The following is a 15541-nucleotide window of genomic DNA, read 5'->3' as shown; positions in this document are numbered from 1 at the left end:
AAAAATATGAAAAATATAAAGCACATAACTCATCCTTTAATAGAGCATAAACTTACTTTTTTAAGAGATGTTAAAACCGATCCTTTTCAGTTTAGAATGCTTATTGATGAGATAACATATCTTTTAATTTTTGAAGCTTGCAGAGATTTAGAATTAAAAGATGTAAAAGTTTCAACACCAGTTTCAACTGCAAATTGCAAAAAACTAAAAACAAAAGTTATGATTTGCCCGATTTTACGAGCTGCACTTGGTATGCTTGATGCAGTGTTTAAGATTATTCCTGATGCAAGTGTTGGATTTTTGGGATTTCAAAGAGATGAAAAAAGTCTAGAAGCAAATTTCTTTTATGCAAAACTTCCAAACGATTATAAAAATAGAACCGCAATTATAATCGATCCAATGTTTGCAACTGGTGGAACAGCTATTGAGGCAGTTAAGTTTTTAAAACAAAAAGGAGTTAAGAATATTAAATTTATCTCTATCATAGCAGCACCAGAAGGACTTAAGAAATTTAGTGAAAAATTTCCGGATGTTAATGTATATGTATCAGCTATAGATGAGGGTTTAAATGAAAAGGGCTATATTGTTCCAGGGCTTGGAGATGCTGGAGATAGGGTTTTTAATACCTTAAGTTAGTATGAGATTTTTTATAGCTTTTTTTATTTTTGTATTTATTGGTTGTGCTTCTAAAGACTCATTAAATTTACAAAATCAAAAGGCTATTTATTTTATAGGTTTAAATGGTGTTGTGGTAGAGCTTAGAAGTAGTGATGGATTTCAAAGTGCGGTTTTAAAAGATGCAAATTTTAATGAATTTAAACTTTTAAGAAAAAACCCAAAAAGCCAAATTTTATCAAGCGATGAAGTTTCTATCTCAATAAATGGCGATAGAGCTATTTTATATTACGGAAATTTTGCCATAAACCTTGTTTTAGCGTATAAGGAGTAAGATGCTATTTGGAAAGATTGATTATTTAAATTTACTTCCTTTTCATGTATTTTTAAAAAAATATCCGCTTCCAAGCTATGTAAAAAAGGGTATTGAGTTTAAAAAAGATGTCCCAAGTGTGCTTTGTAAAAAGCTTTATAATAGGCGTGTTGATGCTGCTGTTATATCAAGTATTGAAAGCAGGCGAAAAAAATATAAAAAATTAAATATGGGAATTATCGCAAAAAAAGATGTTAAAAGTGTTTTAGTTAGAAAAAACTCAGCTAAAAGCTTAGATCCAGCCTCTGTGACATCAAATATGTTAAGCAAAGTTTTAGGCTTAAATGGAAGTGTTGTAATAGGCGATAGGGCATTAAAATGTTATCTTGATGAGGGTTTTGATAAATTTTATGATATGGGAAAAATTTGGCATGAAAAAACAAATTTGCCATTTGTTTTTGCTGTTTTTTGCCTTATAGACTCAAAAAAAGCTTATGAGAATTTAGCAAATTCATTTTTAAAAAAGAAAGTAAAAATTCCTCAATATATTTTAAACGAATACGCCAAATCAAGAGGTGTCAAGAAATCTGAAATTTTATGGTATTTAAATTATATAAGTTATAAAATTAGCATAAAAGAAAAGAAAGCTTTAAATATGTTTTTAAAAAAAGCAAGACTTTTAAATTTTAACCCAAATTAGGAAAAAAATATGAAAAAAATTATCTTATTTTCGCTATTTTTTAGCTTTATTTTTGCAACAAGTGATTTAAATGTTAGCAATACAAATAAAAATGAAAGCAATAAAACAAATTTTAGCGAGTTTTTAAAAGATCAAAATAGCACTCAAGCAGTTAAAATTCCAACTCATTAGTTGTTTTTTAAAGTCCTAAAATTTAGGACTTTAATATTTTATTATTTTACAAGTTCTTTTTTATTTACAATATATGGAACGCCTTGAACGCCAGCTTTGAAGTATTTCTCAGCTAAAGAGTTAAGTCTATCGATTTCTTTTTGATCTACTCCCTCAACTGCTGGGATATTATCAGCATAGTATTTTTTAAGAACTTTTATTTTCTCAGCATCATTTTTTGCTTTAGCTACTTCTTCGTAAATTTTAGCACTTTTTGCATGAGAAGCTGGTCCGTGGATAGAAGTCATAATTATTTCATAATTATTTTCTTTTAAATTATTCTCTATGCTTGCTATTTCTCTTTTACAGAATGGACAATCCGCATCACTTAGCATAATTAAAGTTTCTTTTTTAGGATCATTTCCAAGTTTGATTATATTTTTTGCCTCTTCTTTTTTATAGATTTCAGCAATACTTTCATTTATCATACCGTTTATAAACTCTTCTTTATAGCTTTTTTTTGTTTTAATGTTAAAAAGATCTTGGGCTATAAAATCACCTTTTGTATAAATTGCATCTTTTTGGCTAAAATCACCTTGGCTTACTTTATAAATAACCTCTTCAAATCCATCTAATCCTGGGATTGGAGTTCTCTTTTCTACTTCTACGCTCATAGCATGACCTGGTACCATTTGCTCAAAGAAATTTTTAATTTCTGCATCAGTTGCTGCAAACATTGAGCTTGCTGCGATAATTGAAGTTAAAACTATTTTTTTCATTTTTCACCTTTTTTTAAAAATTTTGTTAGATTATATAATTAAATATTAAACAATTTAATTAAAATTTATAAACATTCTATCATTATCTACATTTTTGATATCATCAAATTTATCTAAATATTCTAGATATGCTATTGCAAATTTACGACTAAGACCAAGTTTTTCTTTTAAAATTTGAACATTTGCTAAGCCGTTTTTTTTGATAATTTCTCTAATTTCTTTCATAGCAAGATTTAAATTTGATGAAGTTACAAAAAGATTATGAGCTAGGCGAACTATTTTTTTAGATTTTGTTAAGCTTTTGAAAATATTATCACCTACAATTTTATCAATATCTAAGTCATCATATATATTATAAGGAGCTTTTGGAGTGAGTTTTGAGCTTTCTAAAATATTAAAAATTTTATCGGTTAAATTCTCTTCAATGCTGTTTAATTCAACACCTTTTTTAACATATAAAAGATTGTTTTTTTCTAAAATTTTTTCTTTTACTAACTCATCAAGAGCAAAATTTGCAAACTCATTTGTTGTCCAGGTTATTTTAATGGCAATACTTTGAGCCGAAATAACAGCAAATTTATTTTTTTCTATTATAAACTTAATTATTTTTTTTAAATCGCTTAAAGCTTCAAGGCCGTAAATACAAAGCCCCTCTTTATCAACAAATACTTGATTTAGCGAGTTTGCGACTTCTAAAGCCTCTTCATGGGTTAGATCAAATCTTTGAAATGATGAGATAAGTCCAAAGCCGTGTTTGTGAGTGGCGGTTAAAATCTCAAAAACTTTTTTAAAATCTTTTTCTAAAAGGCGCATTAAAAACTCTATTTTTTGAGATTTTTTAAGTGGTTCGCTAATTGGGTTTAAAACTCTTCCACCACCAATCACACGTGAGTTTTCAAGCACTACAAAAGCTTCGTTAAATTTCAAAAATAGCTCTTTTTCAAATTTAAAAGTTACAAAACTTTGCTCTTCTTTTGTACTTAAAACCAAAGCTTTTGCCGCGATTTGCCTACTTCCAACACAAAAAATAACCTCACTTGCATGAGAGATCTCTCCATAAAAGACAGTATCAATTTCTTTAAAGCCTCTAAAAAAGCCTTTTTTACTTAAAATATAGCCTTTTTTAAGCTCGCTTGTTTTTGCATTTGCCAAGTTTAGCGCGACTCTATTTGGATGGGTGGCAAATTTGGTAAACTCATCATGGACTTGAATGCTTTTTACTAAAAACTCTTTATTTATATCTAGGCAAAAAAGCCTCTCGTTTTCTTTTATAGTGCCCTCTATCAAGCTTCCAGTGACAATTGTCCCAACTCCTTTAAAGCTAAAAACTCTATCGATATAGTATCTTGTTAAGGCACTTTCTTCACGTTTTTTAGGCTTTAATGTAAATAAAAAGTTCTTAAGCTCAGCTATGGAAAGCTCATCTTTTATGCTTACAAAAAAGGTCTTTAAAACTTCTAAGTTTTTAAAATTTTCTATATATTTAAGGGTTTCATTTTGGGCGCTAACCTGCTCGCTCTTGCTTGTTAGATCGCACTTTGTGATACATAAAATCAAGCTTTTTACATTAAGGAGCGATAAAATTTGGATATGCTCTTTAGTTTGAGGCATAAGAGAGTCATTACTTGCTACAACTAGCATCGCCGCATCAAATGCATAGGCTCCTGAAATCATAGTTTTAACTAAGTTTTCATGTCCAGGAACATCAACAAAAGCGATATTTTCATCACCTTTTTTTAAATTTGAAAAGCTTAAATCAATTGTTATGCCTTTTTCTATCTCGCTTTTCATCTCATCACCCTCAAATCCGTTTAGCGCCTTTATGAGTGAAGTTTTGCCGTGATCTATGTGTCCTGCGGTGCCAATTATCATACTTTGCATTAAATATCCTTAAGGCTGTTCTCTAAAAATTTCGTTGCAAATTTTGATTAGATTTTGCAAGTCTTTATCCATTATGCTTCTAAAATCAAGCATAAATTTATCATTTTCAATTCTTCCAATAACTCTTTTTTCTCTAAATTTTTGCTCTAACTCTATCGGGTTTCCCAAAAAAGCCAATGCAATGCTAGGATATTCTTTGCAAGGAAGCGTTCCACCACCTATAAAAGTTTTTGTTTTTACTACTTTTGATGGCGTGGCTACATTTGCTTTTACTAAATTTGCCATATCAGTTAGCTCATCAATGTCTTTGTAAATTTGATGAGTTGTTTGGATGAGGTTAAATTCTTTGTTGATGTAGGCTTTTAGGGTTTCATTTAAGATACTTAGAGTTATCTTATCAACTCGTAGTATTCTTAAGAGTTGATTTTTTTTAAGTTCATCTATCAACTCTTTTTTACCCAAAATCAGCCCACATTGCACACTTCCAAAAAGCTTATCGCCACTAAAACTAACTAAATTTATACCACTTTCAAGCACCTTTTTAAGTGGTGGTTCATGAGCGCTTAAAGAGTATGGAAGCTCATTTACATAAGCACTTCCTAGGTCATAATAGCTTATTAAACCGCACTTTTTAGCCAAATTTGAGATTTCAACCGCACTTACATTTTGACTAAAACCTTGAATATTGAAGTTTGATTGATGAACCTTCATAAGCAATTTTGTGTTTTCATTTATAGCTTTTTCATAATCGTTTAAATTTGTCTTGTTTGTCGTGCCAACTTCATGCAAAATTGCACCTGAGCTTGCCATAACTTCTGGTATTCTAAAGCTTCCACCAATCTCAACTAACTCGCCTCTACTAACGATAACTTCACTATTTTTGGCAAATGTATTTAAGACTAAAAAAACAGCACTTGCATTGTTATTTACGATCAAAGCATCCTCACAGTCAAAAAGCATGGAGCAAAGCTTTGCTGTGTAGTTGTATCTTAGACCTCTTTTTCCAGTTTTTAAGTCATATTCCAAATTTGAGTAAGAAGTTATTGTTTTTTGGGCTCTTTTGAGTAACTCTTCATTTATAACACTTCTTCCTAAATTTGTATGAATCACAACACCAGTTGCATTTATCAATGGTTTTAGCTCTAAATTCTCATAAATTTCATACTCACTTTTTATCGCCTCAATAATGCCTTGTTCATCTTTATACTCTAAATTTAAAAGAGCTTTTTTTCTCTCTTTTTCGATAATTTGTTTGGTTAAATTTAAAACAAGTGGATAAAAATAGTCTTTAAATTCAGCCAAATTTGCGATTTTATCCACTTTTGGTAAGTCTATTTTCATTAAATCTCCACATTGTTTAATTTTGATGGGTTAAACTGATATTTTGCATTTTGTAATTTTACTAAAACTTCTAAATCGCCAAGCTGTTTAAAAAGTTTTATAATGGTGGGTTTGCTAACATCTATATTGTCCATAATGTCGTTGTATGTGTGGTTAAATACTAAGTTTTCATCCAGATTATTAATAATAAACTTTATTACTTCAACTGCTTTTGTATCAGTTACCAAAGCCACCATTCTTATAATATTTTTATTTTTATCAATTTCTTTATCTTTTATTTTTGGCAAAAGCACATCATAAAGTGAATTTAAGAGTTCTTTTATATTTATTGGCTTTACAAGGTAGTTATTTGCACCAAATTTTATAGCCTCAAGAAGATATTTTGTATCTGTATAAGCTGTGGTGAAAATCATAGGAATATCGTTATCTTCTTTTCTTAAATTTTTTAAAAGTTCAATCCCAGTTGCTTCTTCAAGTAAAATATCACTAATTATTGCATCAATATTTTTATTTTCAAGCACTTCATAGGCTTTTTTTAAGTTTTGGCAAGGATATAAATTTCTTACGAAATCTTCTAAAACAGTTGTTGTTTGATGAAGTAGATGTGTTTCATCTTCAATGTATAAAATATCAAAATTTGACAATATATCTAAATTTCTTTTTTTCATGACTCATCCTTTAGTGGCAAATCTATGATAAAATTTGCACATTTATACTCTTTTTTACTTCTTCCAAGTATAACATTTTTTACATATAAGTTTCCTTTTAGGTGCTTTTCAACGATGTTTTTACTCATATAAAGCCCAATACCAGTTCCTAAACTTTTATGTTTTGTAGTAAAATATGGTTCAAAAATTTTATCTATTATGATATCATCAATTCCACCACCATTATCCATAATCTCAATTCTAGCAAAACTCTCAAATTTCTTAAGTTTTATCCAAATAAATTTAATATCTTCTTTTTCATCTATTGCATCTTTTGCATTGTTTATGATGTTTATCAAAACTTGCAAAAGCTCATTTTTAAAAGAGTATATTGTTATATCTTGACTTTTATCAAAAATCAGTTCAATCTCTTTTTTTTGAAGTAAATACTTAGTAAGTCTTATTGCATCGTTTATAACTTCATTTAATTCAAATGTTTTTTTAGCTTTTGTTGGGCTATAAAAACTTCTAAAATCTTCCAAGGTTTGTGACATTCCATTTGCTAAAATCATAGCCTCATTTACTTGGCTTTTTACAAACTCAGGAGTTAGTTTATTTTTTTCAAGTTTAGTTTCAAAGCTTTGTATTATCATAGAAATTGCTCCTAAAGGTTGGCGCCATTGATGAGATACATTTTCAAGCATTTCACCTAAGCTTGCATTTTTGGATTGTAAAAAAATGGTTTGATCTTTTTTTCTAGAAATTATTAGCTCTTTTTCAAGTCTTTTTTCCAAATTTTCATTTAGCTCTTTTAAAGCCTTTGTTTTTCTTTTAACGCTTTTTTCAAGTTTTTCATTTATTTTTTTAGAATTTATTGTAAGTGCAAAAACTAACATAAAAAAGAAAACTATAGTAATAATTAGTGAAAAAGATAGAAATTTAAGACTTTGAATATAGCGGTAATCAGTTCTTGTTTTTTTGTTATTTATCTCTTTTAGGTGATGGATTAAAAGTAAATGTGCGTTTGTGTTTATGCTAATTAACTCTTTTTTTAAATGCATCATTTCAGCTACTGGTATATCGACTTCACAAGCTATTAAAATAGTTTTTTCAACCTCTTCTAAGGTTTTTGTGATTTTATTCTCAAGGTCGGCTTTATAGTAGTTATATGGAAAATTTTCACTTGTTTTAAAAAAAATTCTTTTTAGTTTTTCTTTGAAAGTTAGTGTGTTTTCATTAAATTCTGGTATTTTTTTATATTCGTTCCATTCAAAAATTATTTGATTTATGCTGTCACGAGTAAGTTCGATATATGTTTTATTGTAAGTTGTATCAAATTTTGTTATAAGAAAATCAATATTTGAGCTGTAAATATCTCTTATGTTTTCAAGTCTTGTAATTGGTGAAATGTTGTAATGATATATATCATTTATTACATTTTTCAAATTTGATATAAATAATATAAATACTAAAAGTATAGAAAAAATTGCAACAAATATTGTAATAACAAGCAAATTTATATTTCTTCTAAAATCTAATTTTTTTACAAGTTCTACTAATAAATTCATTATTTAATTCTCATATAAAATTTCTATTTTGCCACCATTAAATTTAATTATTCTTTGCTTTTCATAAAATTTATATCTATTTATAATTAGATTTGCTCTATTTATTACTAAATTTTTAGGGCTATCTTTGAAATTTAGGCTTTCAAATATTTTTGAGACTAAAAATGCATTTAAAAACGCATTATAAGAGCAATTTTTTTCATCTAAATTATTTTTAACAAGTAAGTTTTTATATAGTTTTAAAAGCTCATCATCTTCTTTTAAGACTGGAGAAAATGAAGAAACATAAGCATTTTTGAGTTCTTTAAAATAAATTGGATTAACAGAACTTAGAAATAAAAATTTTATATTTTCATTTTTTTTACTTAATTTTTTTGCAATTTCTAATGAAATCCTATCTAAAAGTGCAAAAACTACAAGCTCACTATTTAAATCAATATTTTCTAAAATCGGTTCAATTATATTTGAGTTTCTTTTATAGCTTGAGCTTGAAAATATGCTTAAATTTCTATTTATTAGGGCTTTTGCAAGGCTATTATAAGCCTCTTCCCCATGCTCTCCGCTTTGATAAATAATAGAAATTTTACTTAGATTTTTTGTATCTACAAAAAATTTCATCGCATTTTCTATCTCATAATCAAACGAAGGAAATGTTTTTATAACGCCCTTAAATACGCTAAAATTTAAAAAATTTGGTGTATAAACAGGTGAAAAAACAATTATATTTTTATTTATAATTTTAGGAGCAATACTTCTTAAATTTGCCGTGTCAAAAGGCATAAAAACAAAGGTATTTTTACCTAAATTTGATAAAATATTTTCTCTAAAAATATCTGAGTTAAACCCATCATCAAAAGTATTAAATTTAATTTTATTTTTGTTTTTTGAATTATAATCATCAAAATACATCTTTGCGCAATTTCTAATGCTTTCGCCCATTTGGGCATTTGCTCCACTTAGGCAAAAAGAGGATAACACTCCTTGCTCTTTTGAAAAAGATAAAGAAAAAATAAATAAAATTAAGACTATTTTTTTCATAAATATGATTATATCATTTTATTTTTATTTTAAAAAAGATAAAAAAATTTAGCTATAATTACTAATCGCAAAAAATGTATCGGCGAAAATTTTAAAAAGGATAATAAATGATATTTAAAACACTTCAAACAAATCTTACAAATTTAGATGAGCGCTTAAATTTAGCTAAAAAATTAGGTTACTATAGTTTAGATAAGCTCAATCAAGCTCTTTTAAAAATCGCACAGGCAAAAAGTCTGGATGAGTTTTTGCAAAATGGGTATTATGACTATTTTTACACTTCTGAAAATTTAGTTCTAAAACTAGCCAAAATTTATGGCTTAGATATTTTAGATGAGTTAAATCAGGCAAAAAAGCTAAACGATGAGGTAAATAAATATAAAAATAGTTATATTTATATCGATACAAATTTCAAAAGAAATACCGAGCCTATTTTTATGCTAGCGATGATGCAAGGCGTTCGATATCTTTATTTTGATAAAAAAGAGTTGGTTTTTAAAAGTTTAGATAAACAGCTCCAATTTATCTCAAAAGTTGTAAAAAATCACTATAAAAAGATAAAAAAACTGCCTTTGTTTGGTGAGATAACTGGGTATAGATTTAACCATTTAGGTAAAAGCTACAGTTTTGATGTAGATGGCGCACTGCAAGATAGAGAAATTTATGAAAATGTTGCGTGGATAAAGATCTAAATTATTTATGATTATTAGCAGCTACTAATTTATGGTTTAATTCAAATTAAAACAATCATTATAAAATTGTCTAATTTGCAATCAAGGAAGATAGATGAAAGAATTTGCATATTTAAATAGCGGGCTAGAAGTTGTGATTCCTGATGAGATAGAGGAGCTAAAAGCACCAAATGATGAGCACTATCTAGTTAGTAATTCACCAAATTTAAAGGCTGAAATTTACGCACCTGAGATTGATTTTTATCTAAAAAACAGTAAAGATAGCGTTTTACAAAAAGCTAAAAATTTAAACATTTTATACAAAGCAAGAGCCAGTGTTTTTGATTTGGCAAAAGATATGGATTATGAAAAGAATGTTGGAAAAAATATTATTTTAATAAGCGATAAAGACCGCACAAATTTGACTGAAATTTTAAAGCAAAATGGCTATAAAGTGATAAACTTAACTCACGCTGAAGTTAAGTTTTTATACGGCGAAATTGGCGATTTATACACAACAGTTTTGAGTGCAAATGACGAATTTGAGGTAAAAAGCGACTTTGTTTTAGTTGATGGGATAAAAGAGTATATGCTAAGACAAAGTGGAACTTTGGATATTGGCATTTTAACAGATGAGGAAATTTTAAAATATTTAGATGAAAAAACGCCAATTTACCACTATAAAAGCGCTATAACTTACGATGATAAAATTTGTCAATACCACAAAAGAAGAAGCGAGCACTGTGCAAAATGTGTTGATATCTGCCCAACGGTTGCGATTTTAAAAGATGATGAAAAAAAAGAGCTAGTTTTTTCACATATTGATTGTGTTGGATGTGGCGGATGCGTGAGTGTTTGTCCAAGTGGGGCGATTGATTATGCAAAGATGCCAAGCGAGGCCTTTTATGATGTGGCTTTGAAATTTAAAGATAAAAAAATAGTTATAACACCAAGGATTATGGATCTGGAAACCTGTGATGTTACCCTTGATGAGGGAGTTTTGCCCTTTGCCATAGAAGGAGAGAAGTTTTTAAGCCAGACTCATTTTATGACACTTTTGCAAGAAAGTGGAGCAAATTTGATCTTTTTTAGTGATGTTATCGCACCAGGAGTTAAAGAGTCTATAGATTTGGTCAATCAAATAATAAAAGCTAAGTTTAACGAAGTTGGGATTTTGGTTGCAAAAGATGAGATTGAGCTTAGAAAAGAGGCAAAGGAACTCAAATTTATAGATGGGCTTAAATTTCACATAAATGAGCGAACTCTATCAAAAAGAGAGATTTTTTCAAAAAGAGTTTTGAATATTGTAGGCGATGATGATCTTGGCGTTGCAAAAAGTGGCGAGTGGGTAAGATATGGAAAAGTAAACATTGATGAGAATACCTGTACGCTTTGTTTAAGCTGTGTTGGAGCCTGTAATGTTGGTGCGCTAATTGCTGATGAGAGCGATAATTCTATCAAATTTAACGCCTCACTTTGCACAACTTGTGGATACTGCATACAAAGTTGTGCTGAAAAAGAGACAATATTTTTAAAACGTGGTGAAATGGAGCTTAAAAAAGAGTATTTTGAGTATCAAACTTTGGCAAAAGATGAGCTTTTTAAATGCATTGAGTGCGGAAAAGAGTTTGCTACTACAAAATCAATTTTAAAAATAGCAAATATGATGACGCCACTTTTTGGAAGTGATACAGATAGAATAAAAACACTTTATTGCTGTGCGGATTGTAAGGCAAAGATAATGATTCAAAAGCAGATTAAAGAAGCTAAAGAAATGCAAGATGAAATTTAAAGGAGTCAAAATGAAAGATAAAAATATGACTTTAGGTAGAAGTTATTATTATGAATTTTTTGCAATACCGTTTTTTTTCAGTGAAAAAGATGAAAAATTTAACCTTTGGAAAAAACAGCTTGATTATTTAAAAAATTCCCCAATTGCTAATGAAAATTTAGATGATTTTAAAGCTCTTAGCAAGTTTAGTTTTGATGAGTTTAGAGCTGAGCAAAATAGGCTTTTATATGATTATTCTTACTCAAATATCCCTTTAACTGCATCATTTTATAAAGAAGGGCGAGATGAGGGGCTTGCTAAAAAGTTAGTTTTAGATACTTTGCGAAAGAGTAAATTTAGAAAAAATAGTGAGCTTTGCAAAGATAGTGAGGATTTTATAGGATTTATTTTTTATCTAATGTCATCACTTTTAAAAGATGAAGTAAATACAAACGCATTTTTAAGCACAGAACTTTTTATAAATGTGATAAATGAGTTTATAGATGAGTTTATAAATTTTATAAAAGAGAGTAAAGAATCTAATTTTTACTTGCATTTGGCGAATTTAATGCAAAATTTTTTTGAGCTTGAAAGATCTATTCTAGCTGTTGAAAAGCCAAAAATAAAACCAAGCGTAGCAAAAGAAATGATAGAAAAACAGCCATATTTATCAAATTTAAAAACCACAAAAGAAAAATTTGATTGGGGTGAATAATAAAATTAAGCTTAATAAATTTATTTAATGCATAATTAAAATATATTTTTAATTACAAATCTGCTAAAATAGCATATAATGGATAGTGCTATATAGCGTAGGATTCAAAATATTTTACATAAAATTATGCAAATTTAGCATATATCTTTATTTGGTTAAATCAAAATTTCATGCAAGGAGGATGATTATGACTGAAAATCGTAGGGATTTTTTAAGAAAATCTCTAAAAATCGGTGCAGTTGCAGGCGCTACAGCAGCGATTGCAAATGAGGGATTAAAAAATTGTGCAACAACTTTATCAGATGATTGTGCCACAAGTGCAAGTAGTGGCGTGGTTTGTGGAAAAGCTGTCAAAAAAGAGGTTCTTTATAAGAAAAATAACTTATGGGAACAATACTATAGAATTGCTCATTAAAGGATAAAATATGAGTCAAACAAATATAGGAAGAAGAAGTTTTTTAAAACTCGCAGCTCTTGGTGCAGGAGCCGTTGGGGCAACGAGTGCTTTTGGAAAAAATGAAACACTAAGAAAAGCAACTTCTGAAGAGATTAAAAATCCATTTCCAAACTCTGTTATGAAAAAGACAATTTGTTCTATTTGTTCAGCTGGATGTGGAGTTGTTGCTGAGGTGGATGAGGCGTCAAATACTTGGATAAGACAAGATATGGCGATAGATCATCCAATAAGTCAAGGAAGTCATTGCTCAAAAGGAATTGATCAAATTGATTTAACAAAGTCTAAAATGAGGCTAAAATATCCACTTAAAAAGGTAAATGGCAAGTGGGAGAGGATTAGCTGGGAGACCGCTGTAAATGAAATCGGCGATAAGATGATGAAGATCCGCCAAGAGGATGGACCTGACTCAGTTGAGTTTCTAGGTTCGGCTAAATTTTCAAATGAACAGGCATTTTATTTTAGAAAATTTGCAGCATTTTGGGGAACAAACAATATAGATCACGTTGCTAGAATTTGACATAGTGCAACAGTCGCCGGTGTGGCGAATACTTGGGGTTATGGCGCTATGACAAATCACGTTGGAGATGTTGCTAAAAATGCTAAGATGATGTTAGTAATTGGAGCAAATCCAGCAGTTGCAAACCCAGTTGGTGCTATGAAACACATTCTTCAAGCTAAAGATAGAAATAACGCAACTTTAGTTGTGGTAGATCCTGTTTATACAAGAACAGCTGCAAAAGCTGATATGTTTATTAGAATAAGGCCTGGAACTGATATAGCATTTATTTATGGAATGCTTCATCTTATCTTTAAAAATGGTTGGGAAGATAAAGAGGTTATTAGAACTAGAACTTATGGTGTTGAAGAGATAAAAGAAGAAGCAAAACATTGGACTCCTGAAGAAGTCGCAAATGTAACAGGCTGTAAAACTGAAGAGTTAATCCAATTTACAAGAATGTTTGCTACTACAAAACCAGCAACTTTGTTTTGGTCACTTGGTATCACCCAACATTCAGTTGGTCACTCAAATACAAGAATTTTATCAATACTTCAATTAGTATTGGGAAATATGGGTAAAGAAGGTGGCGGAACAAACATCCTTAGAGGTCACGATAACGTTCAAGGCGCTACTGATATGAACTGTTTGGCTGATAGCACATCAGGATATTATGGCTTAGGCGATAGCGCATGGAAACATCACTGCAAAGGCTGGGGTGTTGATTTTGACGAGTTTGTAAAAAGATTTGCTGTTTCAACCAAAGAGCCTAGAGAGAAGTTGGGCGAACCAGTTAAAGGAACAAATTTTAAAGAGTATTTTTACCACGATCCTGCAAATCCTGAAGATAGAAATTGGCGAAATGAAAAGGGATATTCACTTGCAAAATGGTGGCAAGGTGTCTTAAAAGAGGAAAAAACATATTCAAGTGGAAATTTAAGAGTTCTTTGGGTACAAGGAACAGGAATTACCTCCATGGCTCATACTGTAAAAATTCAAGAAGCAGTTGATAAGCTAGATATGTTAGTTGTCGCAGAGCCATTCTTAAATGAAGTTGCAATCCTTAGCGATAGACCTGATGGAATTTATGTTTTGCCTGTTGCAACTCAGTTTGAAAGCGAGGGCTATGTAACAGCTACAAATAGAGCCGCTCAGTGGAGAACTCAAATTATAAAGCCTATCTATGAGAGCAAAGAAGATCAAGAAGTTATGTTTTTGTTTGCTAAGAAATTTGGCTTTTATGATGAGTATGTGCGCGGTATGAAGATGGGTATTGTTGATGGTGAGATAAAACAAGTTAAAGATGACTTTAAGTGGCCTGATGATGCAACTGATGAGATAGCAAGAAATACTCAAAGTATAGGAAATAATGGAAGAACTGCCGCAAGACTTAGAAAACACCAAGAAAATTGGCACAACTTTGATCCTGATACACAAATGGGAAGAGGTCCAGTTGAGGGTGAATACTACGGACTTCCATGGCCTTGCTGGGATGAAAAGCATCCAGGAACTCCAATACTTTATGATGTTTCTAAACCTTATGCAGAGGGCGGTATGGGCTTTAGAAATAGATTTGGGCTAGAGCACAATGGGGTAAATCAACTAGCTGATGAGAGCATAACTTTACCTGGTTCAAAAGTAAAAGGTGGATATCCACAAATCACAAAAGAAAACATTGAAAAAGTTTTAGGCATAACTTTAACAGAAGATGAAAAAAGAAAAATGGGATCTAGCTGGAGTGATGATTATAGTGGAATTATTGCTAAAAAATGTAGAGAAGCTGGAGTTTGTCCATGTGGAAATGCAAGAGCAAGGGCTATTGTTTGGGAGTTTGCCGATCAAATTCCAAAACATAGAGAGCCGATTCACTCACCAAGATGGGATTTAGTTCAAAAATACCCAACATGGGAAGATCAGGAAAGAAATTTCCGTGTTGCAAGTAAGTTTATAAGCGAGCAACAAGAAAAAGATTGGAGTAAAGAGTTTCCAACTGTTATGAGTTCACTTAGATTTGTAAATTTAAGTGGAGCTGGAATGATAGAAAGAACTTCTAAATACCTTGCATCCATAACACCTGAAATGTTTGCTCATGTTCATCCAAGTCTAGCTGCAAAATACGGCATAAAAGATAGAGATATGATGTGGATACACGCTCCGCAAGGAACTAAGATAAAAGTTAAATGTTACTATTCTTATTCAGTAACACCAAATAATATCTGCTTACCATATCACTTTGCTGGAGTTATGCAAGGAGTTGATTTAAGTCACAGATACCCTGAGGGAACGAAGCCTTATATAATAGGTGAGAGTTCAAATACAATAACAAACTACGGTTTTGACCCTGTTACTCAAATTTCAGAGTTTAATGCAGGTTTATGTAGATTAGAAAAGGCATAAGG

General features: G+C 30.2%; 15 protein-coding genes and 1 pseudogene. 10 read left to right on the top strand and 6 right to left on the bottom strand.

The features are described 5' to 3' along the window. Positions 1 to 6 precede the first annotated feature (6 nt). Genes upp through O6B72_RS00165 form a run of 4 tightly spaced genes read left to right on the top strand, consistent with a single transcriptional unit; the run spans position 7 to position 1799 of the window. Entirely contained in the window at positions 7 to 636 is a 630-nt protein-coding gene (gene upp / locus O6B72_RS00180; RefSeq protein WP_156847531.1) for a uracil phosphoribosyltransferase, read from the top strand. Position 637: 1 nt separating this feature from the next. After that, on the top strand, positions 638 to 949 hold the full coding sequence (locus O6B72_RS00175; RefSeq protein WP_016646100.1) for a hypothetical protein: 312 nt from the start codon (positions 638 to 640) through the stop codon (positions 947 to 949). Position 950: 1 nt separating this feature from the next. After that, complete coding sequence (locus O6B72_RS00170; protein ID WP_269491893.1) at positions 951 to 1628, top strand: MqnA/MqnD/SBP family protein; 678 nt, start codon at positions 951 to 953, stop codon at positions 1626 to 1628. 9 nt (positions 1629 to 1637) lie between these two features. Next, positions 1638 to 1799, top strand: coding sequence for a hypothetical protein (locus O6B72_RS00165; RefSeq protein WP_200900132.1), 162 nt, complete (start codon positions 1638 to 1640; stop codon positions 1797 to 1799). A 41-nt stretch (positions 1800 to 1840) separates the two neighbouring features. Here O6B72_RS00165 and O6B72_RS00160 read toward each other — a convergent pair whose 3' ends face one another. Genes O6B72_RS00160 through O6B72_RS00135 form a run of 6 tightly spaced genes read right to left on the bottom strand, consistent with a single transcriptional unit; the run spans position 1841 to position 9032 of the window. Then, complete coding sequence (locus O6B72_RS00160) at positions 1841 to 2557, bottom strand: thioredoxin fold domain-containing protein (protein ID WP_269491892.1); 717 nt, start codon at positions 2555 to 2557, stop codon at positions 1841 to 1843. A 54-nt stretch (positions 2558 to 2611) separates the two neighbouring features. Further along, the gene (gene selB / locus O6B72_RS00155; RefSeq protein ID WP_269491891.1) at positions 2612 to 4438 is read right to left on the bottom strand and encodes a selenocysteine-specific translation elongation factor; all 1827 of its coding nucleotides are present in this window, start codon (positions 4436 to 4438) and stop codon (positions 2612 to 2614) included. Positions 4439 to 4447: 9 nt separating this feature from the next. Continuing rightward, positions 4448 to 5779 (bottom strand): L-seryl-tRNA(Sec) selenium transferase, encoded by a 1332-nt coding sequence (gene selA, locus O6B72_RS00150; RefSeq protein ID WP_269491890.1) that lies wholly within the window; start codon positions 5777 to 5779, stop codon positions 4448 to 4450. After that, positions 5779 to 6447 carry a response regulator gene (locus tag O6B72_RS00145; RefSeq protein ID WP_269491889.1) on the bottom strand — a complete coding sequence of 223 codons (669 nt, stop codon included), beginning with the start codon at positions 6445 to 6447 and terminating at the stop codon, positions 5779 to 5781. Before O6B72_RS00145 ends, selA begins: the two co-directional genes overlap by 1 nt. Continuing rightward, complete coding sequence (locus tag O6B72_RS00140; protein ID WP_269491888.1) at positions 6444 to 7994, bottom strand: sensor histidine kinase; 1551 nt, start codon at positions 7992 to 7994, stop codon at positions 6444 to 6446. Before O6B72_RS00140 ends, O6B72_RS00145 begins: the two co-directional genes overlap by 4 nt. 3 nt (positions 7995 to 7997) lie before the next feature. Next, on the bottom strand, positions 7998 to 9032 hold the full coding sequence (locus O6B72_RS00135; RefSeq protein ID WP_269491887.1) for an ABC transporter substrate-binding protein: 1035 nt from the start codon (positions 9030 to 9032) through the stop codon (positions 7998 to 8000). Positions 9033 to 9139: 107 nt separating this feature from the next. Between O6B72_RS00135 and O6B72_RS00130 the strand changes: the two genes are divergently transcribed. The 6 genes and pseudogenes from O6B72_RS00130 (at position 9140) to O6B72_RS00110 (ending at position 15539) form a co-directional block, all read left to right on the top strand. Beyond that, the gene (locus O6B72_RS00130; RefSeq protein WP_269491886.1) at positions 9140 to 9724 is read left to right on the top strand and encodes a hypothetical protein; all 585 of its coding nucleotides are present in this window, start codon (positions 9140 to 9142) and stop codon (positions 9722 to 9724) included. Between the two features lie 94 nt (positions 9725 to 9818). After that, positions 9819 to 11495 (top strand): 4Fe-4S dicluster domain-containing protein, encoded by a 1677-nt coding sequence (locus tag O6B72_RS00125; RefSeq protein WP_269491885.1) that lies wholly within the window; start codon positions 9819 to 9821, stop codon positions 11493 to 11495. Between the two features lie 10 nt (positions 11496 to 11505). Then, the gene (locus tag O6B72_RS00120) at positions 11506 to 12189 is read left to right on the top strand and encodes a molecular chaperone TorD family protein (RefSeq protein ID WP_258299343.1); all 684 of its coding nucleotides are present in this window, start codon (positions 11506 to 11508) and stop codon (positions 12187 to 12189) included. A 187-nt stretch (positions 12190 to 12376) separates the two neighbouring features. Beyond that, a complete protein-coding gene (locus O6B72_RS00115) occupies positions 12377 to 12604 on the top strand; it encodes a twin-arginine translocation signal domain-containing protein (RefSeq protein ID WP_018712521.1) in 228 nt (75 codons plus the stop codon). Positions 12605 to 12614: 10 nt separating this feature from the next. Next, positions 12615 to 12842, top strand: a pseudogene (locus O6B72_RS09565) (twin-arginine translocation signal domain-containing protein); the annotation flags it as partial. Between the two features lie 12 nt (positions 12843 to 12854). Beyond that, positions 12855 to 15539: a formate dehydrogenase subunit alpha gene (locus O6B72_RS00110; protein WP_415271057.1), complete on the top strand. Its 2685-nt coding sequence runs from the start codon at positions 12855 to 12857 to the stop codon at positions 15537 to 15539. Positions 15540 to 15541 lie beyond the last annotated feature (2 nt).

Source organism: Campylobacter ureolyticus, from assembly GCF_027277485.1.
Lineage (GTDB): Bacteria > Campylobacterota > Campylobacteria > Campylobacterales > Campylobacteraceae > Campylobacter_B > Campylobacter_B ureolyticus_B.
The sequence above is the reverse complement of the archived record's forward strand: the minus strand, read 5'-3'. Positions and strand labels throughout refer to the sequence as shown.